General features: G+C 72.0%; 23 protein-coding genes. 13 read left to right on the forward strand and 10 right to left on the reverse strand.

Features of this window, described 5'->3' with window-relative positions:
- Window positions 1-68 precede the first annotated feature (68 nt).
- The 4 genes from ACFY16_RS23945 to ACFY16_RS23960 all read left to right on the forward strand — a co-directional run bounded on the left by ACFY16_RS23945 (window position 69) and on the right by ACFY16_RS23960 (window position 3,337).
- Complete coding sequence (locus ACFY16_RS23945; protein ID WP_390649197.1) at window positions 69-746, forward strand: SGNH/GDSL hydrolase family protein; 678 nt, start codon at window positions 69-71, stop codon at window positions 744-746.
- A 98-nt stretch (window positions 747-844) separates the two neighbouring features.
- Entirely contained in the window at window positions 845-1,435 is a 591-nt protein-coding gene (locus tag ACFY16_RS23950; protein WP_390649198.1) for a Uma2 family endonuclease, read from the forward strand.
- A gap of 169 nt (window positions 1,436-1,604) precedes the next feature.
- Entirely contained in the window at window positions 1,605-2,270 is a 666-nt protein-coding gene (locus ACFY16_RS23955; RefSeq protein ID WP_390649199.1) for a 1,4-alpha-glucan branching protein, read from the forward strand.
- Between the two features lie 74 nt (window positions 2,271-2,344).
- Window positions 2,345-3,337: an aldo/keto reductase gene (locus ACFY16_RS23960; RefSeq protein ID WP_390649200.1), complete on the forward strand. Its 993-nt coding sequence runs from the start codon at window positions 2,345-2,347 to the stop codon at window positions 3,335-3,337.
- Window positions 3,338-3,666: 329 nt separating this feature from the next.
- Here the strand turns inward: ACFY16_RS23960 and thpR are convergent, their stop codons facing one another.
- The 3 genes from thpR to ACFY16_RS23975 all read right to left on the reverse strand — a co-directional run bounded on the left by thpR (window position 3,667) and on the right by ACFY16_RS23975 (window position 6,236).
- Window positions 3,667-4,287: an RNA 2',3'-cyclic phosphodiesterase gene (gene thpR, locus ACFY16_RS23965; RefSeq protein WP_390649201.1), complete on the reverse strand. Its 621-nt coding sequence runs from the start codon at window positions 4,285-4,287 to the stop codon at window positions 3,667-3,669.
- Between the two features lie 128 nt (window positions 4,288-4,415).
- The gene (locus tag ACFY16_RS23970) at window positions 4,416-5,771 is read right to left on the reverse strand and encodes an MFS transporter (protein ID WP_390649202.1); all 1,356 of its coding nucleotides are present in this window, start codon (window positions 5,769-5,771) and stop codon (window positions 4,416-4,418) included.
- A 27-nt stretch (window positions 5,772-5,798) separates the two neighbouring features.
- Window positions 5,799-6,236, reverse strand: a complete 438-nt coding sequence (locus ACFY16_RS23975) for a MarR family transcriptional regulator (protein ID WP_351145078.1) — start codon at window positions 6,234-6,236, stop codon at window positions 5,799-5,801.
- 156 nt (window positions 6,237-6,392) lie between these two features.
- Here ACFY16_RS23975 and ACFY16_RS23980 point away from each other — a divergent pair, with 156 nt between their 5' ends.
- The gene (locus tag ACFY16_RS23980; protein ID WP_269660093.1) at window positions 6,393-6,575 is read left to right on the forward strand and encodes a ribbon-helix-helix protein, CopG family; all 183 of its coding nucleotides are present in this window, start codon (window positions 6,393-6,395) and stop codon (window positions 6,573-6,575) included.
- Between the two features lie 34 nt (window positions 6,576-6,609).
- Here ACFY16_RS23980 and ACFY16_RS23985 read toward each other — a convergent pair whose 3' ends face one another.
- Window positions 6,610-8,061, reverse strand: a complete 1,452-nt coding sequence (locus ACFY16_RS23985) for an NCS2 family permease (RefSeq protein ID WP_390649203.1) — start codon at window positions 8,059-8,061, stop codon at window positions 6,610-6,612.
- A 239-nt stretch (window positions 8,062-8,300) separates the two neighbouring features.
- Here ACFY16_RS23985 and ACFY16_RS23990 point away from each other — a divergent pair, with 239 nt between their 5' ends.
- A complete protein-coding gene (locus ACFY16_RS23990) occupies window positions 8,301-8,567 on the forward strand; it encodes a DUF2530 domain-containing protein (protein WP_390649204.1) in 267 nt (88 codons plus the stop codon).
- 119 nt (window positions 8,568-8,686) lie between these two features.
- Window positions 8,687-11,083: an HAD-IC family P-type ATPase gene (locus ACFY16_RS23995; protein ID WP_390649205.1), complete on the forward strand. Its 2,397-nt coding sequence runs from the start codon at window positions 8,687-8,689 to the stop codon at window positions 11,081-11,083.
- A gap of 23 nt (window positions 11,084-11,106) precedes the next feature.
- On the opposite strand, the gene ACFY16_RS24000 is transcribed toward ACFY16_RS23995, so the two are convergent.
- From ACFY16_RS24000 to ACFY16_RS24010, 3 genes are all read right to left on the reverse strand, one after another.
- Complete coding sequence (locus tag ACFY16_RS24000; RefSeq protein WP_390649206.1) at window positions 11,107-11,982, reverse strand: DUF5707 domain-containing protein; 876 nt, start codon at window positions 11,980-11,982, stop codon at window positions 11,107-11,109.
- A gap of 240 nt (window positions 11,983-12,222) precedes the next feature.
- The gene (locus ACFY16_RS24005; protein WP_390649207.1) at window positions 12,223-15,348 is read right to left on the reverse strand and encodes a sacsin N-terminal ATP-binding-like domain-containing protein; all 3,126 of its coding nucleotides are present in this window, start codon (window positions 15,346-15,348) and stop codon (window positions 12,223-12,225) included.
- A 170-nt stretch (window positions 15,349-15,518) separates the two neighbouring features.
- Window positions 15,519-16,448 carry a DUF3027 domain-containing protein gene (locus tag ACFY16_RS24010; RefSeq protein ID WP_390649208.1) on the reverse strand — a complete coding sequence of 310 codons (930 nt, stop codon included), beginning with the start codon at window positions 16,446-16,448 and terminating at the stop codon, window positions 15,519-15,521.
- Window positions 16,449-16,813: 365 nt separating this feature from the next.
- On the opposite strand from ACFY16_RS24010, the gene ACFY16_RS24015 reads away from it, so the two are divergent.
- From ACFY16_RS24015 to ACFY16_RS24030, 4 genes are all read left to right on the forward strand, one after another.
- Window positions 16,814-18,238 carry an MFS transporter gene (locus ACFY16_RS24015; protein ID WP_390649209.1) on the forward strand — a complete coding sequence of 475 codons (1,425 nt, stop codon included), beginning with the start codon at window positions 16,814-16,816 and terminating at the stop codon, window positions 18,236-18,238.
- A gap of 105 nt (window positions 18,239-18,343) precedes the next feature.
- Window positions 18,344-18,817, forward strand: a complete 474-nt coding sequence (locus ACFY16_RS24020; protein WP_390649210.1) for a DUF2771 domain-containing protein — start codon at window positions 18,344-18,346, stop codon at window positions 18,815-18,817.
- 26 nt (window positions 18,818-18,843) lie between these two features.
- Window positions 18,844-19,569: a futalosine hydrolase gene (locus ACFY16_RS24025; RefSeq protein ID WP_390649211.1), complete on the forward strand. Its 726-nt coding sequence runs from the start codon at window positions 18,844-18,846 to the stop codon at window positions 19,567-19,569.
- A complete protein-coding gene (locus tag ACFY16_RS24030; RefSeq protein ID WP_390649212.1) occupies window positions 19,559-20,455 on the forward strand; it encodes a 1,4-dihydroxy-6-naphthoate synthase in 897 nt (298 codons plus the stop codon). The genes ACFY16_RS24025 and ACFY16_RS24030 overlap by 11 nt, the downstream gene beginning before the upstream one ends.
- A 4-nt stretch (window positions 20,456-20,459) precedes the next feature.
- On the opposite strand, the gene ACFY16_RS24035 is transcribed toward ACFY16_RS24030, so the two are convergent.
- On the reverse strand, window positions 20,460-20,843 hold the full coding sequence (locus ACFY16_RS24035; protein ID WP_390649213.1) for a cold-shock protein: 384 nt from the start codon (window positions 20,841-20,843) through the stop codon (window positions 20,460-20,462).
- A 164-nt stretch (window positions 20,844-21,007) separates the two neighbouring features.
- Here ACFY16_RS24035 and ACFY16_RS24040 point away from each other — a divergent pair, with 164 nt between their 5' ends.
- On the forward strand, window positions 21,008-21,262 hold the full coding sequence (locus ACFY16_RS24040) for a hypothetical protein (RefSeq protein WP_390649214.1): 255 nt from the start codon (window positions 21,008-21,010) through the stop codon (window positions 21,260-21,262).
- Here ACFY16_RS24040 and ACFY16_RS24045 read toward each other — a convergent pair.
- Together ACFY16_RS24045 and ACFY16_RS24050 are read right to left on the reverse strand one after the other, a co-directional pair.
- Entirely contained in the window at window positions 21,235-21,873 is a 639-nt protein-coding gene (locus tag ACFY16_RS24045) for an HAD family hydrolase (protein ID WP_390649215.1), read from the reverse strand. The genes ACFY16_RS24040 and ACFY16_RS24045 overlap by 28 nt on opposite strands.
- Before the next feature lie 54 nt (window positions 21,874-21,927).
- Window positions 21,928-22,968 carry a hypothetical protein gene (locus ACFY16_RS24050; protein ID WP_390649216.1) on the reverse strand — a complete coding sequence of 347 codons (1,041 nt, stop codon included), beginning with the start codon at window positions 22,966-22,968 and terminating at the stop codon, window positions 21,928-21,930.
- Between the two features lie 153 nt (window positions 22,969-23,121).
- On the opposite strand from ACFY16_RS24050, the gene ACFY16_RS24055 reads away from it, so the two are divergent.
- Window positions 23,122-25,701: a helicase-associated domain-containing protein gene (locus ACFY16_RS24055; RefSeq protein ID WP_390649217.1), complete on the forward strand. Its 2,580-nt coding sequence runs from the start codon at window positions 23,122-23,124 to the stop codon at window positions 25,699-25,701.
- The last annotated feature ends 105 nt before the right edge of the window (window positions 25,702-25,806 follow it).

Consider the following 25,806-nt stretch of genomic DNA (forward strand, 5'->3'; position numbering starts at 1 on the left):
CGCGCGCGTGGCAGGCCTCACACCCCGCCCGTTCCGCCGATCGTCCGTTGATCCTCCATCATGAGCGGATGCTCAGGTTCATGCCCGTCGGCGACTCCCAGACGATCGGAAGCGCCGGCGAACACACATGGCGTTACCGGATGTGGCAGCACCTGCGCACGTCGTACGGCCGCCCGTTCGCCGTCGTCGGCCCGCGCGAGACGCTGTACGACAAGGCGACGGACGCGCCCACCTCGTACGAGTACGCCGACCCCGACTTCCCGCGCGCCCACCTGGCCGGCTGGGGCGAGGGCTGGCTGCACATGGCGCCGCTGATCGGGGAGGCGGTGCGTACCTGTCGCGCCGATGTCCTTCTCGTCTCCCTCGGCCTGATCGACCTGGGCTTCTACACGAACGCGGAGCAGACGGCGGAGAACGTACGGGCCTTCGTGGCCGAGGCACGGGCGGCCAACCCGCGCGTGCGGATGGTCGCACTGCCGGTGATCCCGAACTCCCGCGCACTGGAGGACCCCGACTTCGCCGCCGAGGTCACCGCCTTCAACGAACTCCTGGCCAAGGCCGTCGCCGACCTCGACGAGCCCCGCTCGCCCTTCCTGCTGGCCTCGCCCCCGCCGTCGTACGACATCAACCTCGACACGTATGACGGCACGCACCCGAATGCGAGCGGCGAGCACCGGATCGCAGAGGCGTTCGCGGAGGCGATGTACCAAGGGTGGGGGCTGGGTGGGGAGTACGACCGGGGCTGAACCCTGGTGACGCCGGGCCCGCGTGTCCTGGTCACCGTGCGTATCGTTGTACTACGCGGCTGCTCTCGTCCGTGAGGCAGCCGGGGAGGAGCGCCACGATGACCGTCCTTGAAGACAGGATCGCGATGGCCGAGAGCGACAACACGCGCCGGCTCGACGAGATGTTCCAGCGGCTCGAGAAGATGCCCGTCCCCGAGGGCTACAAGGTCGAGATCGTCGAGGGGGCCATCTACATGTCGCCGCAGCGGGGCGTGCACTGGGAGACCATTCTCCTGATCATCGAAGCGCTCAGGGACCGGTTCGGCAGGCGTTCGAAGGTGCTGTCGGACGTCCGCATGGACTTCCCCGGCTGCCTTAACGGCTACTGCCCGGACGTGGCCAAGCTGCGCGACGGCGCCGAGAAGGACGACGAGGGCAGGTGGGCCTACGAGGACGTCGAATTCGTCGCCGAGGTCATCTCCAAGGACACGGCCAAGAACGACTACGGGCCCAAGAAGACCGCCTACGCCCTGGCCGGGGTCCCGGTCTACGTCATCGCCGACCCCTACGTCGGCAAGTGCCGCCTGTTCACGCAGCCCAAGGACGGCGACTACGTCTGCGACCTCTCCATCACCTACGGCGGTGTGGTCGACATGACCGCCACCCCCCTCGACTTCACGCTCGCCACCGACATGTTCCCCCGCGACTGAACGACGCCGACGACCGGGCGCCCTCCACATGGCAGCGGCCGGCGCCCTCGGCGCGACGATGGAAGCGATGCGCGCGGACATGAAGACGGACTCCATCCCGACGGACTGACGGCGAGAAGGTTCGCGCGGACCGCGCCGGGTCGCCCCGCGGCTGGCAGAATCCCGTCGCATGGCGATCATCCACCACACCACCCTCAAGCCCTCGAAGCTGGAACTGCTCACCACCTGGCTGCCCACCCGCCCGTGGTACGTCGGCGACGGCGCACCGGAGTTGACCAAGGCCGGCGGGTTCCGGCTGGACGACCCGGAGGGTGAGGTCGGGATCGAGTTCATGGTGGCCGTCGACACGGCCGGCCCCGCCCCCACCGCCTATCTGGTCCCCCTCACCTACCGCGGCGCCCCGCTCGCCGGCGCGGAACACGCCCTCGTCGGCACCATGGAGCACGGCGTGCTGGGACCGCGCTGGGCCTACGACGGCTGTCACGACCCGGTGCTGTACGCCGAGCTCCTGGCCCTGATCGAGGGCCGCGCCCAGGCCATGGCCCAGAGCATCACGGACACTCCCGACCACGAGGTCGTCCGCTCCTGCACCGGCGACGGCTTTCCCTCCACGCCCTTCGCCCCCACGCCCACCGACACCCAGGCCGGTACCGAGCTGCCCACCCCCGACGGCGCGGTCCTCCACATCCACCGGGTCCTGCGCCCCCACTCCCCGGACGTCCCTCCGCTCCCTCCCCAGGAGGCGACGGGCCACGTCGCCGGCGCCTGGCGGACACCGGAGGGCCCCCGCGCCCAAGCTCTGTTCGCCGTCCTGTACGCCGCCCCCGCGACCTGAGCGACGTGTCAAGCCCGCGTTCTGACTCAGCCGCCCTTGCTTCGAGCGCACTCCAAGCCGTTGGCTAGATACTCATGAAGTACACGCAGCTCGGACGCACGGGCCTCAAGGTCAGCCGACTGGTCCTCGGCACGATGAACTTCGGACCGCAGACGAACGAGGCGGACAGCCACGCGATCATGGACGCGGCGCTGGACGCGGGGATCAACTTCTTCGACACGGCCAACGTGTATGGCTGGGGCGAGAACAAGGGCCGTACCGAGGAGATCATCGGGAACTGGTTCGCCAAGGGCGGTGAGCGGCGCGACAAGGTCGTCCTCGCCACCAAGGTGTACGGGAACATGGCCGCCGACGGCGACGCCTGGCCCAACCACGACAAGCTCTCCGCGCTCAACATCCGGCGCGGCGTCGAGGCCAGCCTGAAGCGGCTGCAGACCGACTACATCGACGTCTACCAGTTCCACCACATCGACCGCCACACTCCCTTCGAGGAGATCTGGCAGGCGATCGACGTGCTGGTGCAGCAGGGCAAGATCCTTTACGTCGGGTCCTCCAACTTCCCCGGCTACAAGATCGCCCAGGCCAACGAGATCGCAGCGAAGCGCCATGGCACCATCGGGCTGGTCAGCGAGCAGTGCCTCTACAACCTCGCCGAGCGCCGTGCCGAGATGGAGGTCATCCCGGCCGCGCAGGACTACGGCCTCGGGGTCATCCCCTGGTCGCCGCTGCACGGCGGGCTGCTGGGCGGGGTGATCAAGAAGGAGGTCGAGGGCGGCCGCCGTGCCTCCGGTCGCGCGGCCGACGCGCTCGCCAACACAGCCCAGCGCGCGCAGATCCAGGCGTACGAGGATCTGCTCGACAAGCACGGCGTCGAGCCCGGCGAGGCCGCACTGGCCTGGCTGCTCACCCGGCCCGGCGTGACCGGCCCGATCGTCGGCCCGCGCACCGCCGAGCAGCTCGCGTCGGCGCTGCGTGCCGTCGAGCTGGAGCTGAGCGAGGAGCTGCTGGCCGGTCTCGACGAGATCTTCCCGGGTCCGGGGCCGTCGCCGGAGGCCTTCGCCTGGTAGCCACCGGGTGGTCGTCGCCGCCCGGGGCGTCTCTCCGTGCCTGTGCCAGGGCCTGTCCTCGCGGCCGCGCCGCGCTCACCTGCCGAGCGCGGCCGCCAGGGCGACGACGACGAACATCAGCACAAGCGCACCGGCCATGATCCGGTTCCGGGTTTTCGGGTCCACGCGTACGAGCGTAACCGGCCCCGCCGAGGGCCCGGACCGAGGCCCGGGACCCGGGGTGTGCCGTCGGCGAGCGTGACACATCCCCGAAAAGTGTCACACTGCGCGGACCTGCGAACCGGCCGCTCCGGATTCGCCGACAGACAGCCTCGCCCCACCCACGCCGATCAGGCCCCGCCGCATTCCGCGTCGCTTCCCTCCGACCCGGTCCGCCGGGCAGCTCCCAGCGGCCAGCGGCCGACCGCCTCGTACCGGGGCTGCTCGCCCGGCACGCCCGACCGCGGCAGGTTGCTGCGTACCAGGTACAGGTCCGTCACCGTCCAGGTGCTGCTGGTGAAGGGGGCGAGGGCCTCGACGTACGGGCGTACCGGCACCGCCACCGCCTCCCGGCTGCGGGCCACCGTCAGATGGGCCTTGTAGCGGCGGTGCTCGCCCATCCGCACGCCCGCCTTTCGCGCCGCCGCGTCACTGCGGTCGGCCAGCAGCCGCAGCGACTCCAGGTCACCCTCCGCGCCCGTCCACAGCGCCCGTCCGTGCCCGAACTGCCCGCCGCCGCGCAGGGCCAGCGGGAAGGGGGACATCCGGTGGGCCGCGCGCTCCAGGCGGGCCGACAGATCCGGTACGAGGTCGTCGTCGACCTCGCCGTAGAACGCGAGCGTGAAGTGCCAGCCGGGGCGGCCCGTCCAGCGCAGCCCCTCGGCGCCGGGCAGCTTCTGCAACGCGGCGACTTCGGCGGCCAGCTCACGGATGACGCCCTCCGGGGGCAGCACGGCGGCGAAGAGTCTCATGAGCGTCACCCTTCCAGGGAACGGATCACCCGGCGAGCGGCCCGCGCGAGGGACGTACATGTGAGCCCTGGATACGGGGCGCTCCCCGGGGGGTGTTCACACCGCCCTGCCGGCTTCCCCGGGGCGGCTCACACCGCCGTGGCCAGCTCCTCGTGGCGCTCCCGCGGGACGAAACCCACCCGGGGATGGCCATGGTTCCAGCCGACCGACAGGCGCAGGCCGCCGATGCGGGCCACGATCAGGCCGATGGTGACGGCCGCGGCGGCCGAGACGGCGCCGCCCGCCGCGAGGCCCGCGCGGACGCCGTACGTGTCCGTGATCCAGCCGGCGATCGGCGCGCCCACCGGCGAGCCGCCCATGAACACCATCATGTACAGGGCCATCACCCGGCCCCGCATGGCCGGGTCGGTGGCCATCTGGACGCTGGTGTTGGCGGTGACGTTGACCGTCATGCCGAACATCCCGATCGGGGCCATGAGCAGGGCGAACAACCACAGGGAGGGGGCGACGGCCGCGACGGTCTCGAGCGCGCCGAAGACCACCGCCGCCGCGACCAGCACACGCATCCGGGCGGTGCCCCGGCGGGCGGCGAGCAGTGCGCCGACCAGGGAGCCGACCGCCATCAGCGTGTTGAAGAGGCTGTACGAGCCCGCCCCCGCGTGGAACACGTCGTCGGCGAAGGCCGACAGGTAGACGGGGAAGTTGAAGCCGAAGGTGCCGATGAACCCGACCAGGACGATCGTCCAGATCAGCTCGGGGCGCCCGGCGACGTAGCGCAGGCCCTCACGCAGCTGGCCCTTGCCGCGCGGGGCACGCTCGACGACGTGCAGTTCGCGGGCGCGCATCAGCAGCAGGCTCGTGAGGGGCGCGACGAAGGACAGGCCGTTGGCGAGGAACGCCCAGCCCGTGCCCACGCCGGTGATCATGAGGCCCGCGACGGCGGGGCCGACCAGCCGGGCGGACTGGAAGTTCGCGGAGTTCAGGCTGACCGCGTTCTGCAGCTGGTCGCGGCCGACCATCTCGTTGACGAAGGACTGGCGGGCCGGGTTGTCGATGACCGTGGCGAGGCCGACGGCGAAGGCGGCGAGGTAGACGTGCCAGACCTGGACGTGGCCGGAGAGGGTGAGGAAGGCGAGGGCGAGGCCGGTGAGGGCCATCGCGGACTGCGTGACGAGCAGCGTGCCGCGCTTGGGGAGGCGGTCGACGAGGACGCCGCCGTAGAGGCCGAAGAGCAGCATCGGCAGGAACTGCAGGGCCGTCGTGAAGCCGACGGCCGTGGAGGAGCCGGTGAGGCTGAGGACCAGCCAGTCCTGTGCGATGCGCTGCATCCAGGTGCCGGTGTTGGAGACGACCTGACCGACGAAGAACAGACGGTAGTTCCTGATCTTCAAGGAGCTGAACATCGAGGACTTGCGGGTCCTCCCGGGGGAGGTGTCGTGGGCGGTCGGTGCGGGGGCGGAAGGTGCTCCGGATCCCGTACTCAAAAGGGTTCGCCTCCTTGCGGCTGTGCTTTACAGATGTGCGAGCTTCTCCAGCACGGGGGCGGCTGCGCGCAGTTTCGCCCACTCGTCCTCGTCCAGGCCCTCGACGAGGGTGGCCAGGAAGGCGTTCCGCTTGCGGCGGCTCTCCGCGAGCATCTCCGTGGCCTGTTCGGTCTGGGTGACGACCTTCTGGCGCCGGTCCTCGGGGTGCGGCTCCAGCCGGACCAGTCCCTTGGCCTCGAGCAGCGCGACGATGCGGGTCATCGACGGCGGCTGGACGTGCTCCTTGCGGGCGAGTTCGCCCGGGGTCGCACTCCCGCACTGGGACAGGGTGCCCAGCACCGACATCTCGGTCGGGCTGAGCGACTCGTCGACTCGCTGGTGCTTGAGCCGACGGGACAGCCGCATGACGGCGGATCGCAGGGAGTTCACGGCGGCAGCGTCGTCGCCATGGTTAAGGTCCGGCATGTTCTTTAGCATAACTCATTACTCTCGCTAAAGACCAGCGGAGACACGCGGCGACGCCGCGTGACCCTGGCCACTCGATCGGAATATCACTCGTATGGGTGATCCACGTGCGGAACGTGACGCGCCGCACCGGAGTGTGCCGCGACGCTCGTGGGCATGGGGACCAGCGTGCTCAGCCTGCGGATGGACGGGGAGCTGCTCGAAAGGCTCCGCCACCACGCGGCGAAAAGAGGAATGAGCGTCCAGGACTATGTCGTCCGGACGCTCATTCGAGATGACTTCGACGAGCGGTTCCAGACCGCCGTCGAGGAGACGGAGAAGTTCTACGGGGTCACGTGACCACGAAGTTCCACGGGGTCACGTGACCCACCGGTCAGGTCAGACCCAGCGCCGGCATCAGGTAGTAGAAGGCGAACACCGCCGCGACCGCGTACATCGCGGCCGGGACCTCACGACTCCGCCCGGCCGCCAGGCGCAGCACCACGAAGGTGATGAAGCCCATGCCGATGCCGTTGGTGATCGAGTAGGTGAACGGCATCATCACCATCGTGATGAAGGCCGGGATGGCGATGGTGAAGTCGGCCCAGTCGATCTCCTTGACCGAGCCGGCCAGGATCAGGAAGCCCACCGCGAGCAGGGCCGGGGTGGCCGCCTGGGACGGGACCATCGTGGCGACCGGGGTCAGGAACAGGGCCACGGCGAACAGCGCGCCGGTGATCACGTTCGCGAAGCCGGTGCGCGCGCCCTCGCCGACGCCGGCCGTGGACTCCACGAAGCAGGTGGTGGCCGAGGAGGAGCTGGCGCCGCCGGCGGCGACGGCGATGCCGTCGACGAAGAGGACCTTGTTGATGCCGGGCATCTGGCCCTGCGCGTCGGTCAGCTTGGCCTCGTCGCTGACGCCCATGATCGTGCCCATGGCGTCGAAGAAGGTCGACAGCAGGACCGTGAAGACGAAGAGGATGCCGGTCAGGACGCCGACCTTGTCGAAGCCGCCGAACAGGCTGACCTTGCCGAGCAGGCCGAAGTCGGGGGTGGCGACGGGGTTGCCGGGCCACTTGGGCGTGGTCAGACCCCAGCTCGGCACCTTCGCGACCGCGTCGATGATCACGGCGAGAACGGTCATCGCGACGATCGAGATCAGGATCGCGCCGGAGACCTTGCGCATGATGAGGGCCAGCGTCAGCAGGGCGCCCAGGATGAAGACCAGCACGGGCCAGCCGTTGAGGTGACCGTCGGCGCCCAGCTGGAGCGGGACGGTGGTCTGCGCGATGTCCGGGATGCGGGTGATGAAACCGGAGTCGACCAGGCCGATCAGCATGATGAACAGGCCGATACCGATGGCGATGGCCTTGCGCAGGCCATAGGGGACGGCGTTCATGACGCGCTCGCGCAGACCCGTGGCGACGAGCAGCATCACGACGAAGCCGGCCAGCACGACCATGCCCATGGCGTCCGGCCAGGACATCCGCGGGGCGAGCTGGAGCGCGACGACGGAGTTCACACCGAGGCCGGCGGCGAGCGCGATGGGCACGTTGCCGATGACGCCCATGAGGAGCGTGGTGAACGCGGCCGTGAGCGCCGTCGCCGTGACCAGCTGGCCGTTGTCGAGCTGGTGCCCGTACATGTCCTTCGCGCTGCCCAGGATGATCGGGTTCAGCACGATGATGTAGGCCATCGCGAAGAAGGTGGCGAAACCGCCCCGGATCTCACGGGCCAGCGTGCTGCCGCGCTCGGAGATCTTGAAGTAGCGGTCGAGGGCGCCGTACGCGGGCGCGGCGCCCGGCTGCTCGGGCGCGGGAACCTTGGCGGGAGCCGAGGTGGACATGCGGGACCTCAGGGGGTGAAAGGAGTGGGGAACATGATCGAGTCTCGCCGCTTCCAGGTCACCAACAGGTTTCCCCCATGTTGCTGTTGGTGTTTCGTACGAATGGAAGTAGCCAGACTCGGACCGTTTCAGTATGAACATATGAACCCGAATTGGCCATCTCCGCGCGTAGACCGCTGGTATACAAGGGATTCGCGGGCATGGGCGGGCGCTGCCGGAGCGCCTCGTAAGCTGTGCACATGGCCAAGTGGACCCCCAAGCACGAGGCGCCCGAGCCCCTGGAGGGCCCCGTGGTCGCCACCATCACCGGCGGCACGATCGTCTGGTTCGTTCTGTTCCTCGTGCAGGTGCCGTTCTACGGCTGGTTCGACGACCACGGCCATGCGTGGTGGGTGTGGACCTGCCTGGCCGGCGGAGGGCTGGGCCTGATCGGCATCTGGTACGTACGGAAGCGGGACGCGGCGATCAAGAGGGCGGCGGCGGAAGCGGCGACAGCGGCCGAGTGATACGGGCGCACTCCCCGCCTACAACCACCGCATCACTCCGCCGAGGCCCCGTCGTCCTCTGGTCGGATCTTCCGCCCACTCGGCGGGTGAACCCCCAAATCCGCACGTACCGTCGATGTATGACGCACATCGACGCGGGCGCCGAGCTCGATCCCGTGCATCCCATGCCCATCCCGGCGCCCCCGGCGACCGGGCTGAGCGCGGCCCAGGTCGCGGAGCGCATAGCGCGTGGGCAGGTCAACGACGTGCCGGTGCGCAGCAGCCGCTCCCTCGGCGAGATCGCCCGCGCGAACGTCTTCACCCGGTTCAACGCGATCATCGGCGTGCTCTGGCTGATCATGCTGTTCGTCGCGCCGTTCCAGGACAGCCTGTTCGGGTACGTGATCATCGCCAACACCGGGATCGGCATCATCCAGGAGTGGCGGGCGAAGAAGACCCTGGACTCGCTCGCCGTCATCGGGGAGGCCCGGCCGACCGTACGGCGGGAGGGTACGGCCGTCGAGATCGGCACCTCGGAGATCGTGCTCGACGATCTGATCGAGATCGGGCCGGGCGACAAGGTGGTCGTCGACGGCGTCTGCGCCGAGGTCGACGGGCTGGAGATCGACGAGTCGCTGCTCACCGGTGAGGCCGACCCGGTCGTCAAACGACCGGGGGACCAGGTCATGTCCGGCAGCTTCGTCGTGGCCGGCGGCGGGGCCTTCAAGGCCACCAAGGTGGGGCGCGAGGCCTACGCCGCCCAGCTCGCCGAGGAGGCCTCCCGCTTCACGCTCGTCCACTCCGAGCTGCGCTCCGGCATCTCCACGATCCTCAAGTACGTGACGTGGATGATGATCCCGACCGCGATCGGCCTGGTCGTCAGCCAGCTCGTCGTCAAGCAGCACGGGTTCAAGGACTCGGTCGCGCGGACCGTCGGCGGCATCGTCCCGATGGTCCCGGAGGGGCTCGTGCTCCTCACCTCCGTCGCCTTCGCCATCGGCGTCATCCGGCTCGGCCGAAAACAGTGCCTCGTCCAGGAGCTGCCCGCCATCGAGGGCCTCGCCCGCGTGGACACCGTCTGCCTCGACAAGACCGGCACCCTCACCGAGGGCGGCATGGACGTCACCGAGCTCCGGCCCCTCGACGGCCACGACGAGACATACGTACGAAAAGTGCTGGGGGCGCTCGGGGAGTCCGACCCGCGGCCCAACGCCTCTCTCCAGGCCGTCATCGACGCCTATCCCGACGCCGAGGAGTGGCGCTGCACCGAGTCCCTGCCCTTCTCCTCGGCCCGCAAGTACAGCGGCGCCTCCTTCAGCGAGGGGAACGGGGAGTCCAGCACGTGGCTGCTGGGGGCGCCCGACGTCCTGCTGACCGACGGCGACCCCGCCCTCGCCGAGACCGAGCGGCTCAACGAGGAGGGGCTGCGGGTGCTGCTGCTCGCCCGGACCGAGCGCGACCTCGACGGTCCCGACGTGGCCAAGGGCGCCAGGCCCGCCGCCCTCGTCGTACTGGAGCAGCGGCTGCGCCCGGACGCGGCCGACACGCTGCGCTACTTCGCCGAGCAGGACGTCCACGCCAAGGTCGTCTCGGGCGACAACGCGGTGTCCGTCGGGGCGGTCGCGGGCAAGCTCGGGCTCACCGGCACCACCCTCGACGCACGCCGGCTGCCCACCGGCAAGGAGGACATGGCGCGGGCCCTCGACGAGGGCACGGTGTTCGGACGGGTCACCCCGCAGCAGAAGCGGGACATGGTGGGCGCCCTCCAGCACCGCGGCCACACGGTCGCGATGACCGGCGACGGCGTCAACGACGTGCTCGCCCTGAAGGACGCCGACATCGGCGTGGCCATGGGATCCGGTTCCGAGGCCACCCGGGCCGTCGCCCAGATCGTGCTGCTGAACAACAGCTTCGCCACGCTGCCCTCCGTGGTCGCGGAGGGGCGGCGGGTCATCGGCAACATCACCCGCGTGGCCACGCTCTTCCTGGTGAAGACCGTCTACTCGGTCCTGCTGGCCGTGCTGGTGGTGTGCTGGCGGGTCGAGTACCCCTTCCTGCCCCGGCACCTGACCCTGCTGTCCACCCTGACCATCGGCGTCCCGGCCTTCTTCCTCGCCCTCGCCCCCAACAAGGAACGCGCCAGACCCCACTTCGTCCGCCGGGTCATGCGGTACTCGATCCCGGGCGGGGTCGTGGCAGGAGCGGCGACCTTCGCGACCTACCTGATCGCCCGGCACCACTACACCGGCACAGGCGCGCTGGGCGCCGAGACGAGCGCGGCCACCCTGACCCTGTTCCTGATCTCGATGTGGGTGCTGGCGATCATCGCCCGCCCCTACACCTGGTGGCGGATCGCCCTGGTCGCCTCGATGGGCGCGGCGTTCCTGCTGGTGCTGGCCGTGCCGTGGCTCCAGCACTTCTTCGCGCTGAAGCTGGTGGGGATGGAGATGCCGTGGGTCGCGGTGGGCATCGCGGCGGTGGCGGCGGTCACCCTGGAACTGCTGTGGAAGTGGGTCGACCGCCGCTTTCCCGCGTAGCGGTACTGCTGGCTGCCGCCGGCTTACCTCACGTCGACGAAGTCGCCGGCGGTGGTGATCGCCGGGGTCGTCGAGGTACCGGCGAAGCTGTAGCGGAAGTAGCCGTCGACGGAGGCCTTGACCGTGGTGCTCAGGTTGCCCGTCGAGTTGGTCTTGATGGTCTTGAGCGTGGTGTAGGTGTTGGAGCCCTTCTTACGGAACTGCAGCTTCACCGGCTGGACGGTGTAACCCGCGTACTTGAAGGTCTCCCAGTTGGCGCGGGCCAGCTTGCCCGTGACCGTGATGGTCTTGCCCTTCTTCACCGGCTCCGGGGCGGCATTGACGGTCAGCGTCGAGTTGCGCTGGACCCGCTGGGTCGCCTGGTAGTCGTTCCAGTAGACGCTGGTGGCGTCACCGGCGAGCACACCCACCGCCACGTGCCAGGTGCCGGCCAGCGCGTTCTTGTACAGGTCGGAGCCGGGCGCGGCCGTGATGGTGAGCTTGCAGGTCGACGTGGTGGCGTTGGCCGCGGTGCAGGTCGCCGCGTCCTGGTTCGGCAGCAGCAGACCGTCGAGGCCGGAGTCGACGTTCGTGCCGTGCCACAGGTCGATGTAGGCGTCCGCGATGCCGGTGGAGTGGCTCGCGGTCACCGACACGGTGAAGGTCTTGGCGTACGTCGTGCCGACGACGATGTTCTTGCCGGAGTTGACCGTGAGCTTGGAGACCTTCGGCAGCTCTTCGTCGTCCGCGGCGACCGTCGCACGGAGTCCCGACTTCGCCGACGAGAGGCCGAAGCGCTCGGCGGCGGACGGCTTGGACAGGCTCGCGTCGCTCGCGGTGCCCGCCTGCGCGGCCGGCACGGCGAGAGCGGACAGGGCGAGGGCGCCGGTGACGGCGGCCACGGTGGCTCGGATGCGCATGCGCTCCCCCGTTAGGAGATGGGCCCCGACACCCGTCGTCGAGTTTGGCTCGTGAGGACGACGGGACCCGATCGATCGTGGAGTCTTTTTGACTCACGTGATCAGATGCGTGACACAGGTGATTGGTTGTACGACCGGTGAAACTTTCGTGCGAATCGGCGAGATCGATGGATCTACGATCGGCGATCGGCGATCTCGACGGAACCAACGGAACCGACGAGACCGACGAGACCGACGAGCTCAGTCGAACCAGCGGTCGCGCGCCAACTCCTCGGTCCGCGAAGCGTCTTCGAGCAGCGCCGCGACCTCGAAGCGGCGCGGCCACTGACCGGCCGCCCAGGCGAGTCCGGCGGCGACGCCCTCCAGGGTCGAGGCGTGCAGGACACCGTCGGCGGTGAGCCGCCAGTCGATCTCCACGCCGTCGACGACGAGCTCCTCGTGCTCGACGTACACCTCGGGGGTCCGCGGCCCGAGCAGCACCCGCACCGAATCCGGCACGTCGTGTTCGGTGCCCTCGGAGTCCACCCCACCGGTGACGGACTCGCTCAGCCGCCGCACCTGGAACAGCTCGGCCAGCTGAGCGGCCCGCGCCGGGCGGACCGGCAGCAGGGGGACGCCCCCGGTGAAGGGCAGCAGGTCCGGCGAGTCGACAACCACGGCGTCAGCCGCGTCCACCACCTCCATCCGCCCGTCGACGACCGCCCGCACCTCGTCCGGCAGGGTCACCTGGCCGGGGTCCAGATCGGCCAACGCGCTGTAGAGGCCGTGCAGTTGGGCCGCGGTGACGGAACGCTCCGGGTCGGCGAGCCGGTCGAGCAGTTCGGCGGCGCCGCCGGGCTCGTCGAGCAGCGCGGCCACGGAGGTGCGTACGCCGAGCGCCCGCAGCACCTGCTCGTCGTCGAATCCGGTCGCGTCGGCCTCGTCGTACAGGCCGCGCAGGAGCGGGTCCCCGCCGGCGGCGAGCAGGCCGGCCGGGCGGCGGCCGTCGATCACCGGGTGCCCGCGCAGCCACCAGGCCGTGTACGACCGTACGACCTCGTGGGTGCCGTCGGGCAGCAGGATCCGCAGGGGCTGGATGAGCGCGTCGCGCAGCGGCGGCTGGGCGAGCAGGGCGAGGGCCTGCGGCCAGCGGTCGTCGTCGACGAGGTCGAGGTCGCGTACGGCGACGAGTTCGGTGGCGACGGGCGGCACGGGGGTGTCCGGGAACCGGTCGAGGATGTCCTCGCACCACACGTCCACGGCGTCCAGCAGACCGGCGTCGTCGGGTTCGGCGAAGTCCCCTTCGCGGGGCTCCAGTTCGTCCGGGTCGAGGACGATGTCCTCGGCGCGGACGAGGGCGAAGCCGGCGAGCACGCCGCAGGCGGCCAGCGGCTGTTCGCCCCACTTCTCGGCCAGTTCGGCGTCGACGAAGGCCAGTTCGTCCTCGCGCATCACCTGCGCGAAGGGGCTGCCGGGCAGGACCAGCTCACCGGCGGGGGCGAGTTCGCCGTCCTCGTCGGAGAGGGCGAGGGCGCCGAGCCAGGGTTCGTCGCCGGGTTCGAGACCCGCGTCCCGTACGAGCCCGAGGACCGTGTCGGCCAGTTCCTCGGCATCCAGGGTGTCCTCCTCCCACGCTCCGCCCTCGTCGTCGAGGGAGGCGGCGACGGCGGCGCGGACCTGGGGGGTGGTGAGGACGGCGCGGGGCGTGGCGGGCAGCGCGCCGAGCTTCTCCAGGAGGGGGTGGGCGGCGTCAGGGTGGGCGACCTTGAGGCCGAGTCGTGCCAGCACCTCGGGGTCGATACGGGCGCCGTCCGGGGTGGGCAGCAGCACCTGCCGGGGGCCGACGGCCGTACGCCCGTCCGCGAGCGGCACGGGCAGGCCGGAGAGCCGGTCGGGGTCGACCCCGGCGAGGCTGTCGTACAGCCGCCGCCACCAGTCGGGCTCCTTCTCCAGGCCGGCCAGCCGGTCGATCGCGTCGGCGAGCGGGACCCGGGCGACGCCCAGCGTGCGCAGCTCGACGCGGCGTTCCAGGCCGGCGGGCAGGAGGGTGGGGAGCACCTCGGCGAGGACCCGGACGGTGTCGCCGCCGGCGCCCTCGACGACTTCGGCGTCGCGCGGGCGGAGGACCTCCGGAAGCTCGGAGTCGGGGGTGTCGTCCGGTTCGAACGCGGGCGGCAGGAAGGCCGTGCGGGGCAGGCGTTCGAGGATCGCCTGGCGCAGGGCGCCGTCGAGTTCGCCCTTGCCGAGCGGGCCGGGCACGAGGTCGATGATGTCCTCGCTCACCGGGCGCCAGCCGGCGAGGAGTTCGGTGTACGCGTCGGCCGCGCGCTGCACGAGGAAGTCGGTCAGCGGGCCGGGCGCGGCGTGGCGGCGGGTGGTGTCCAGCGGCAGGGAGGCGATGAGCAGGGCGGGGACGCCGAGGGGCTCGTCGCTGGGCGTGGGGGCGTGGACGAAGGGGCTGGTGCGGGGGTAGGCGGGGCTGCCGTCCCCGGCCACGGGCACGGCCCAGGTGAGCGACCAGTGGGGGCGCAGGCGCTCCTCCACGGGGCGGTCGGCGAGCAGGTCCGGGGTGAGGGGGCCGTGGGCGGCGACGGTGCGCCAGCGGGTGGTGCCCTCGCGGGAGTCCTGCACGACGGTGTGGACGTCGTCGGTGCGGCGGAGCAGCGTACGGGGGCTGCCCTCGCCGATCTCCACCACGACTTCCTCCAGGCCGGGCAGGGCGAGGAGGAGGGCGTCGTCGACGGCGTCGAGGAGGCGTTCGGCGAGGTCGGCGGCGGCCGCGTCGCGCAGCGGGAGGACGACGACCGTGTCGTACGGGTCGGGGGCGGTGCCCTCGGCGGGGAACGGCAGGCGCAGGAGGGGGACGTGACCGTCCCGGCGGCGGATCTCGTCGCCGAGACCGGGGCTGTGACGGGCCGTGTCCGCGGCCAGCTCGCGAGCCTCGGCGAGGGACCAGCGGACGCCGCCGTGGCGGGCGAGGACCGCGGGTTCGTCGGTGACGGCGAGGACGGCGGCGAAACCGACGCCGAAGCGGCCGACAGCGGTGTCGTGGGCGCCGCGTTTCGCGGAGGCGCGCAGGGTGGACAGCGACTCGACGCCGGCCGCGTCCAGGGGGGCGCCGGTGTTGGCGGCGGCGAGGACGCCGTCGCGGAGGGTGAGGCGGAGGCGGCCGGGCACGCCCGCGCGGGCCGCGGCGTCGGCGGCGTTCTGGGCGAGCTCGACCACGAGCCGGTCGCGGTAGCCGCCGAGGACGAGGTCCTCCTCGGCATTGGCGTCCTCGCGGAAGCGGGCCGGGCTGGTGGCCCAGGCGTCGAGTACACCGCGGCGCAGACGGGCCGTTCCGAAGGGGTCCGCGCCCTCGGGTGCCGGCCGCACGAACTTGCTCACGTTCCCACTCTCCTCATCGCCGTGAGGTCGAAGGTACCGCGAGGTCGAGCCCCCTCCGCCGCGCCGGTCGGCGAAAACGCAGCCCCTCCGGCGTTCGGAGAGCGGGGTCCAGGGGCGGAGCCCCCCGGGGACGGGAAGGGCAGGACGTCAGCGGTCCCTACCCCCACTCCTTACGAGTGCCCCAGCTCCGCCGTCTCCTCGTCCGCCGTCACCGCCGGCACCGACCCCGAGTCCGGCGCCGGACGCAGCGGGAAGGGGTCCACCCGCGTCTCGTCGATCACCGGCTCGGCCGGGCGGGGCGGCTTCGGCATGACCGCGGCCTCGGAGTGGCCGCCACAGCCGTAGGCGAGGGAGACGACCCGGCCGTCGGCCGGGGAGAACTCGTTGGCGCAGACGCCGAACGCCTGCCCGAGGGAGCCGCCGATCGCCACCAGGAAGCCGCAGGTCACGCAGGCCGCGGGAGCCGCCTGGGCCATGGGTGTCTTCGGCCCGAACGCCTCTTCCCAGCGGTCGGCGCCGGTGTGCAGGCCGTACCGGGACAGGACCCGCGCCCGGCGCATACCGAGTTCCTCGGCCACCGCCGCGAGGGAACCGCGGGAGGGGGCGATGGGCAGGCTCGCCGGCGGCCCGGCCGTGACCTCCGCGTCCTCCGCCTCCACCAGCTCGGCCATCTCGTGCGAGACGGGCGCGTTCGGCGGGGGCTCGTCCTCGCCGGAGTAGCCCGGCTCCAGACGGAGATCGTCGGCCTCGGTCGGGAGGAGGTCGCCGGGACCCATGTCCCCGGGGCGGAGCCGCTCGCTCCACGGCACCCACTCCGGCGCCAGCACCGCGTCGGGCCCCGGCAGCAGGACCACCTCGTCGAGGGTGACGACCTTGGCGCGCGACGCCCGGGCCACGGTCACGGCCCAGCGCCAGCCCCGGTACCCGAGTTCCTTGCACCCGAAGAAGTGCGTGACAACACGGTCGCCCTCGGACACCAGCCCCACGTGCTCGCCGACCACGCCTGGCGCGGCAGCCTCCTCGGCGGCGCCGCGGGCGAGGTCGATCGCCTCGGCGCACAGGCGGTCGGGGGTGCGGCTTCGCGTTGTCGCTGCGCTCACAGGTATCGCTTCTCTCCTACGCCGTCTCTCGGGTGCGCCGGCCTGAAGGCGGCAGGGCGAACGGAGCGGACCGGAGGGCCGCGTCGACGTCCGCGCCCGACGCGCTCGGGCGCACCTACGTCATCCATTCTGCGGGATGTCCGAGAGGCGCGCGGCCGAGAACGTTCGCCACGACGCGCTACGCACGCTACCTGCTCGCGTGCGGTTGGCCTACACCGACGGGACTCTTCGCCGCCTCACGGTGATGTTTCGCGCGGCTCGCCGGTCGCTTCCCGGCCACCCGACCGTGCCGTTCAGCCACAAAGTGCACGCCCATACGCGCGGTAACCGCACTAGGCACAGCTTTATCGGGGCACTATGACGTCGTGGCAGCCGCGAGGTCGTCCCAGGGCACCACCAAAATCGGTGGGGTCAGGGGCAGCAGACGAGGTGGCGGTTCGGGCCGGGTTCGCGGGTCCGTCCGCGCGGTCGGCCGTGCCCTGCACTTCCCGTTCACCGGAACCGCCCGCGGCATCCGCAAGGCCACGCACGCGCACGGCGCCGGTGAGTCCGGTCTCGGCAAGCTGATCGAACTGCACGGCGTGAACGGCGCCGGCGACGTCATGATCACGGTCGCCCTCGCCTCCACCGTGTTCTTCTCCGTACCGACCGACGAGGCGCGTGGCCGCGTCGCGCTCTACCTCGCGATCACGATGGCGCCCTTCACGGTCCTCGCGCCGGTGATCGGCCCCCTCCTGGACCGCGTGCCGCACGGCCGCCGCGCGGCGATGGCGGGCGCGATGCTCGCCCGCGCGCTGCTGGCACTGGTGCTGTCCGGGGCGGTCATCACCGGCAGCATCGAGATGTATCCGGCCGCGCTCGGCGTGCTCGTCGCGTCGAAGGCGTACGGGGTCGTCAGAAGCGCGGTCGTGCCACGGCTCCTGCCGCCGGGGTTCTCCCTGGTGAAGGCGAACTCACGGGTCACCCTCGGCGGGCTGCTCGCGACCGGTGTCGCCGCGCCGATCGGGGCGGGGCTGCACGCGCTCGGCCCGCGCTGGCCCCTCTACGGCGCCTTTGTGATCTTCGTCGCGGGGACGGTCCTGTCCTTCTCCCTGCCGCCGAAGGTCGACTCGGCCAAGGGCGAGGACACCGCGCTGCTGGCCTCGGACGAAGCACACCTGCACGGGCCTCATCTGCGGCCGGTCAAGCGCCCCGGCCTGCGGACCGTCGGGCCGGCCGTCATCCACGCCCTGGGCGCCAACGCCTCGCTGCGCTGCCTGACCGGCTTCCTGATCTTCTTCCTGGCCTTCCTGCTGCGCGAGCATCCGCTGACCGGCGAGAGCGCGGCCGTGTCGCTGGGGATAGTCGGCGTCTCGGCGGGCGCGGGCAACGCGCTCGGGACGGCGGTCGGGGCCTGGCTCAGGTCACGGGCGCCGGAGATCATCATCGTCACGGTCGTGGCGTTCGTGTTGGGTACGGCGATCACGGCCGCGGTGTTCTTCGGCGCGTTCCTGGTGGCCTGCCTGGCCGCGGTCGCCGGGTTCGCGCAGGCGCTGGCCAAGCTGTCGCTGGACGCGCTGATCCAGCGGGACGTGCCCGAACTGGTCCGTACGTCGGCGTTCGCGCGCTCCGAGACGCTGCTCCAGGTGTCCTGGGTGTTCGGCGGCGCGGTGGGGATCGTGATGCCGCTCAACGGCTCGCTGGGCCTCGCGGTGGGCGCAGCCATCGTGGCCGTCGGCTGGCTGGCGACCGTACGCGGACTGCTGGCCTCGGCGCGGCACGGCGGCGCGGGCCGCACGAAACTGGCGTGACGGCGGGCCGTGACCGGCGTGACGGCGGGCCGCGACTGGCGTAACCCGCGGCCACGCCGCACCCCACATGGGGAGAGCACTGGACCTGCCCGATAGCCTTCGCCCATGAAGACGCTGCAATCCGTTGTGCGACGCCGCCGCGCCGTCGCAGCCGCCGGCGCCGTTTCCGCCGGACTGCTCGTTCTGTCCGCCTGCGACAAGCCGACGCCGATCTCGACGATCACCGTCGGAACCAACTCGGTCAACTCCCAGGCCACCTGCTACAACGACGGCAAGGCGCTGGACACCCAGGCGCTGGCCGCGTGCCTGAAGGACACCGACATCAAGTCCATCAAGGTCGACCCGGACGAGACCGTGCGCTTCGGTGTCGACCCGGAGATCGCGGACAACGGCTGGACGATCCTGATGAACGGTCAGGCACTGACCGACTCCAGCACCAAGACCTACCGCACGATCCCCGGCAGCGTGTTCTTCAACGCCCAGTACGGCGCCAGCGGCAACTCCACGCTGGTGTCGATCAAGGAGGGCGAGAAGGACGTGACGGGCCTGTGGTCCTTCAAGCTCAAGAAGGACGCCTGATCGCTGCCGCTGGGCTGCGCGTACTTGTGGCCACCGCGGTTCCTGCGGAGCGGGACGCGGTGGCACAGGCGTTTGCCGGGGCCGTTCGTGAGGTGCGGCTTCCTGGGGTGAACCTGCGTCAGCTGACCCTGGGGCCTGTTGATCCGGGCCCAGCGGTAGCCGTCGTCGACCTCCTGGCCGCCGGTGTCGGTCCCGCCCTGGCCGCCGCCTCCACCGCGAGCGCCCTCACCGCCGCCGCCCTCGAAGGCGCCCCCTACGGCCTTGTCGTCTCCGCCGGTATCGGCGGCGGGTTCCTGCCCGGCGCGCCGGTCGGCTCGCTCGTCGTCGCCGACGAGATCACGGCGGCCGACCTGGGCGCCGAGACCGCCGACGGGTTCCTGCCGGTCACCGAGCTCGGCTTCGGGACCGTCACCCACCGTCCGCCGGAAACACTCGTACGAGACCTCACGGCGGCGCTGGGCGCCCGCGCCGGGACCGTACTGACCGTCTCGACCGTGACCGGGACCGCCTACGGCGCCGCCGCGCTCCGTGCCCGTCACCCCCGGGCCCTCGCCGAGGCCATGGAGGGCTTCGGGGTCGCCGAGGCCGCCGCCGCGCACGGCACCCCCGTAATGGAGATACGCGCCGTCTCCAACCCTGTCGGCCCGCGCGACCGTGCCGCCTGGCGCATCGGCGACGCCCTCGCGGCCCTCACCGAGGGCTTCAGGAAGCTGACGCCCGTCCTGGAAAGTTGGAACCCACATGACCGGTGAGCCCGTGCAGTCCCCGCAGACGTTGCAGATCTCGTACTCCCCCTGCCCGAACGACACCTTCGTCTTCGACGCCCTCGCCCACGGCCGCGTCCCCGGCGCCCCCGCCCTCGACGTGACCTTCGCGGACATCGACATCACCAACGGCATGGCCGAGCGCGGCGAGTCCGACGTGCTGAAGGTGTCGTACGCCGTGCTGCCGTACGTCCTCGACGAGTACGCGCTGCTGCCCTGCGGCGGCGCGCTGGGGCGGGGCTGCGGGCCGCTGGTGCTCACGCGGGAGGCGGGCGCTGGGGGCACCTCCCACGCTTTGGGCAGTGGGGGACTGACCGGCCGTACCGTCGCCGTGCCCAGCGAGAAATCGACGGCATATCTGCTGTTCCGGCTGTGGGCCGCGGACACCGTTCCCGGCGGGGTCGGGGAGATCGTCGTGATGCCTTTCCACGAGATCATGCCCGCGGTGCGGGACGGGAAGGTCGACGCGGGGCTCGTGATCCACGAAGCGCGATTCACCTACCAGAACTACGGGCTGCACAAGCTCGCGGACATGGGCGAACACTGGGAGAACACCACCGGGCTGCCGATTCCGCTGGGCGCGATCATCGCAAAGCGTTCACTGGGTGCGGAGGCGCTGACGCTGCTCGCCGATTCCATTCGTACGTCCGTGCACGCGGCCTGGGACGAGCCCGAGGTTTCCCGCCCGTACGTCATGGCACACGCCCAGGAAATGGACCCGGCCGTCGCCGACCAGCACATCGGGCTGTACGTCAACGAGTTCACCGCAGATCTCGGCGAGGACGGCTACGCGGCGGTCAGGGGACTGCTGACACGTGCGGCGGCCGAGGGACTGGTACCGCCCCTCGGCCCGGACGCGCTCGAATTTCCCTAGGGAGTCAGACGTCCAACTGGTCGGCGACCGCGCGGAGCAGGCCCGCGACCTGCTTGCCGGAGGTCTTGTCGGGGTAGCGGCCCCGCTCCAGGGTCTGCGTGACGTTCTCCAGGAGGGTCGTCAGGTCCTGGACGATGGAGGCCAGTTCGTCCGGCTTCTTGCGCTGGGCGGCGGCGACGGACGGGGTCGGGTCCAGAAGGACGACCGAAAGGGCCTGGTCGCCGCGCTGTCCGGCGACGACTCCGAACTCCACTCGCTGGCCCGGCTTGAGTGTCTCGACTCCGGCGGGGAGGACCGAGGAATGGACGAAGACGTCACCGCCGTCGTCGCGGGAGAGAAAGCCGAAGCCCTTCTCGCTGTTGAACCACTTGACCTTGCCGGTAGGCACGTCTGTCCTCGTCCTCGTACTCGTCGGAAAACTGCTTCTGAAAACGGCTCTTGATAGCACTGGGGCGGGTCGTCGGGACCCGCCGGTACCAAGGCTAATGGTCTTGAGGCCGGTGACAAGACGTCGCCCGGTTGTTCCTTCGCGGTGGGAACTACCCTGGTCGGGTGCGTGACAAAACCCAAACGAATTCCGCCGCGCCCGGCGACCGTCTGATCCGTGCCGGTGCCATCGTCTTCTTCGTCGGCGCCGTGGCCACTCTGGTCACGGTGGCCCCGCTGCTGCTCGGGACGACGCCTTTCCCGACGTTCATATACGGATTGAGCATGCTGATGGGCGTCGGTTTCCTGATCGCCGGCGCGGGGGTGCTGCAGTCGGTCGCGGCCGGGCGCCGTCAGGCGCGGGCCGCCGCCGGGCGATAGGCCGAAAGCCACTGCGGGAAGTGGGTGAGGTCCGGCAGGACGACGTCCGCCCCGGCCTCGCGCAGTTCCTCCGTGCTGCACGGCCCGGTGACGACCGCGACCGACAGCGTGCCGGCCGTGCGCGCGCCGCGTACGTCTCCGACGTGGTCGCCCACGTAGACGCCCGCGCCGTGCTCACGCAACGCCTCCGCCTTCTGCTCCGCCCACAGGCCGCCGATCACCGCGTCGGCGTCGATACCCAGGTGCTCCAGGTGCAGCCTGGCGTTGGCCTCGTACTTCGCCGTGACGACGATCGCCCGCCCGCCCGCCGCCCGCACGGCCTCGACCGCCTCGCGGGCGCCGGGCAGCGCGGGCGTCGCGGTGACGGCGATGGCCGGATACATCCCCCGGTACAGGTCCGCGACGGCCGGGACCTCCTCCGCCGGGAACCAGTTGATCAGCTCCTCCGCCAGCGGCGGCCCGAGCCGCGTGACCGCCAGGTCGGCGTCGATGTACGTCCCCGTCCGCTCGGCGAGCGCCGTGTAGCAGGCGTGGATGCCGGGCCGGGAGTCGATCAGGGTCATGTCGAGGTCGAAACCGACGGTCAGCGCGGGAGCAGTCGTGGAGGGCATGCCCGCCATTGTGCCCAGGCTGTGTGACAGGCGAGTGCCCGGGCCGTGCCCGTCCTACCGCCGGCGCTGTGAGCGCCACACCAGGAACAGGGCCGACGCCACCGCCGCGCCCCGCACCACCCACGGCCAGGTCTGGGCGATGGCGTCGTTCATGTGACCGTCGGCGATGGGGGTGCCCCAGCGGCCGTCGGTCCTGCCCCACAGCCAGACGACGCCGGCCACGACCGCCAGCCCGGGCAGGCCCATGACCGCCAGCTTCGTCTCCGTCCGGGTCAGTCGGCGCGAGGCGTAGGCGATCAGCCAGCCGAGCAGCAGCGCGAACCAGTTGCCGAGCACCGCGCCGGCGACGAGACAGCAGGCGGCGAGCAGGAGGAGGGGATTGCTCCAGCCGCCGGCACCGGTGCCGGTGTTGAGGAACGGAAAACGGCGGCGGGTGCGCACCGGTTCCTCCGGGACCTCCTCCGCGATCTCCTCGGCCTGTTCCACCGGTGCCGTCCGCTTCTCCGGCTCCTGCCGGCGCGGTGGCTTGAGCAGCTCCGGGATCTCCACGCCCCCGACGAATCCCGGCACCTCGTCGCCGACCCCGAAGGGGCTGCTGTCCGTCCTCCCCCAGTCTCGGCTTCGCTCGACCGGGGGCACCCCCATCCAGTCGGGCTGCGTCGCGCTGTCGCCCAGCTCGTGGGCGGCCGCGCGGTGCGGCGGCGACGGACCGTCCGAGGGGTGCGGTCCGTCCGTCCCGGCGGGGCGCGCCGGCCGGGGGCGCGGTACGACCCGGCGCAGGCCTTTCGGCCGTCCGTCGCCCTCCGGAGCCTCCCGGTCCCGCTGTGCGGGCACGGACGCGGACGGTGCCTGCGGGGCGCCCCCGCTGCCGTCGGCGGCGGCCGCGACGACGTCGTCGGGGCTGCCGAGGCGGTCCAGGATGCGGCGGACGGCGGCGGGGCTGTCGACGGGGGTCCTGGCGCGCCGCCGGTCGATCTCGTTGCGCAGCTCCGACACGAGCCGCATCCGCGCGGACGACGGCAACTGCCGCTGGTGCGCCACGTCTCCGACGCGGCTCAGATACTCGTAGACGACCTGGTCGCTCTCGATCCCCACGAAGTCCCCTCCGGGGCGGGTGTGTTGGCTGACCCCGTGGTGAGAGACGTTACCGCTCCCGGCGCGGGCCGGGCATCTCCCGGCCGGGGGCGTCGGCCACAACCTGCCCGCACCCGGCTCAACTGCCGGAGGCGACCCGCTACCGTGGGTCAGATGAGCACCGAGGACCACCCGGCCCCCCGCTCCCTCGCGGAAGCGCTCCGCGCACGGGATGACACCTCCCTGGCCGCTCTCCTGCGCAGCCGCCCCGACCTCATCACCCCTGTGCCCACCGATCTCACGCAGCTCGCGACCCGTGCGGGGACCCGTGCCTCCGTGGTGCGCGCGCTGGAGCGGCTGGACCGGTTCGCGCTGCAGACGGCGGAGGCTCTGGCCGTCGCGGGCGACCCGGCGTCGTACGGCGAACTGCTCGGCCTGATGGCCGGCGCCGACCGTGACCCGGCCGTCGCCGCGGCTCTCCCCGGTGCCCTGGCCGTGCTGCGCGAGCGCGCGCTCGTGTGGGGCGCCGACGACCGGCTGCGCCTGGTGCGCACCGCCCGTGAGCTGCTCGTGCCCTCGCCGCAGCATCCGTCCCCGACCGGCCTGGGCCCGACGGTCCAGGAGGTGACGGCGGGCATGTCGCCGGGCCGGATCCAGGAGATCGTCGCCGCCGCCGGGCTGGCGTCGACGCACGACGCCGTGTCGGCGGCCGCCGCGCTCAGCGCCCTGTTCGCGGACCGCGCCCGGATGGACGAGCTGCTCGGACAGGCCCCGGCCGACTCCCTCGACGTACTGGACCGCCTGGTGTGGGGGCCGCCGTACGGGCAGGTCACGGCCGACCCGGCGGCGCGACTGCGGTGGCTGCTGGACCGTGGGCTGCTGCTGCCGACGGCGCCGGGGACGGTCGTGCTCCCCCGCGAGGTCGCCCTGCATCTGCGCGCCGGGCGGGCGCACCGCGCGCCGGAGCCCGTGCCGCCCGCCGTCGAGGTGGCCGCCCCGCACGCTCCGGCGGTGGTGGACGCGACCGCGGCCGGGCAGGCGTACACGGCGCTGGCGACCGTGGAGGAGCTGCTGAAGGACTGGGACGAGGGCGGGCCCGCGGTGCTGCGGGCGGGCGGGCTGAGCGTGCGGGACCTGAAGCGGACCGCCGTCGCCCTGGACGTGTCCGAGCCCGTGGCCGCGTTCTGGGTCGAACTGGCCTACGCGGCCGGGCTGCTGGCGTCCGACGGCGAGGCCGACGAGCGGTACGCGGCCACCCCGGCCTACGACGAGTGGCTGGAGCGGCCCCCCGCGGAGCGCTGGGTGCTGCTCGCCGAGGCGTGGCTGTCGGCGACGCGGACCTCCGGCGTGGTCGGCGGGCGGGACGCGAAGGAGCGGGCGCTGTCGGCGCTGGGGCCGGGGCTCGACCGTTCCGCCGCGCCCGAGGTGCGGCACCGTGTGCTGACGCTGCTGGCGGGACTCCCGGAGGGCGCCGCGCCGTCCGCCGAGTCGGTCCTCGCCCGGCTGCGCTGGGAACGCCCGCTGCGCGGCCGCGGCGGTGCGGGCACCGCCCGCTCGAGCTCGGGCGAAGCCGAGAGCGGGGAGGACGACCTGCGGTCCCGGCTGGCTCAGTGGACGCTGTCGGAGGCGGAGATGCTGGGCGTGACCGGCCGGGGCGCACTGTCGGCGCACGGGCGGGCGCTGCTGGGAGCCGCGGAGCCGAAGGCCGCCGGCCACGACGGCTCCCCGGGCCCCGGCGACAAGCTTCCCTTCCCCCACCATCGGCCCGCCCCCCTCGAACCCCTCTCCGCCCCCGAGCAGGCCGTCGCCTCCGCGGCCGCGGCCCGGCTGCTCGCCCCGCTGCTTCCCGAGCCCCTGGACCACGTCCTGCTCCAGGCCGACCTCACGGCGGTGGCGCCCGGCCCCCTGCAACGCCCGCTGGCCGACATGCTGGACGTGCTCGCGGACGTCGAGTCGAAGGGCGGGGCGACGGTGTACCGGTTCACGCCCGGCTCGGTGCGACGCGCGCTGGACGCCGGCCGGACCGCGACCGACCTGCACGCCTTCCTCGCCACCCACTCCCGTACGCCGGTCCCGCAGCCGCTCGCCTACCTGATCGACGACGTGGCCCGTCGGCACGGTCATCTGCGGGTCGGCGCGGCCTCGGCGTACGTCCGCTGCGACGACGACGCCCTGCTGAACGAGATCGTCGCCGACAAGCGCGCCGCCGCCCTGCGCCTGCGCCGCCTCGCGCCGACCGTGCTGGCCACCCAGGCCGACCCGGCGACGCTGCTGGAGGGCCTGCGGGCGATGGGATACGCGCCGGCCGCCGAATCCGCCGAGGGCGATGTGCTGATCGCCCGCGCGCACGCCCACCGCACCCCGCCCCGTACGGCCCCCGAGCCGGTCCCCGACGGCCCGCCGGTGCCCGACGCCACGCTGCTCCTGGCGGCGATCCGCGCGATCCGGGCGGGCGACCTGGCCTCCACGGCCCCCCGGAAACCCACGTCCACCGACGCTCCGCCCACCGGTGGCGAACTCCCCCGCACCAGCTCCGCCGAGACCCTCGCCACCATGCAGGCCGCCGTCCTCACCGGCGAGGCCGTGTGGATCGGCTACGTCAACGCCGAGGGTGCGGCCAGCCAGCGCGTGATCGCGCCGGTCCGGGTCGAGGGCGGCTTCGTCACGGCGTACGACCACACGGCGGACGAGGTGCGCACCTTTCCGCTGCACCGGATCACGGGGGTGGCGGAGCTGGCGGACGAGCAGGGGTGACCAGCCCGTGAGCTGCTCGCCCCTGGTTCCGTGCCGTGCGCCGACCTATCCTTCAGGTCAGGACCGGGGGCCGTGTCCGCGGGTCCACCGCAGCGATCTGACCGG

The sequence above is a fragment of the Streptomyces sp. NPDC001315 genome (genome assembly GCF_042896175.1).
GTDB lineage: Bacteria > Actinomycetota > Actinomycetes > Streptomycetales > Streptomycetaceae > Streptomyces.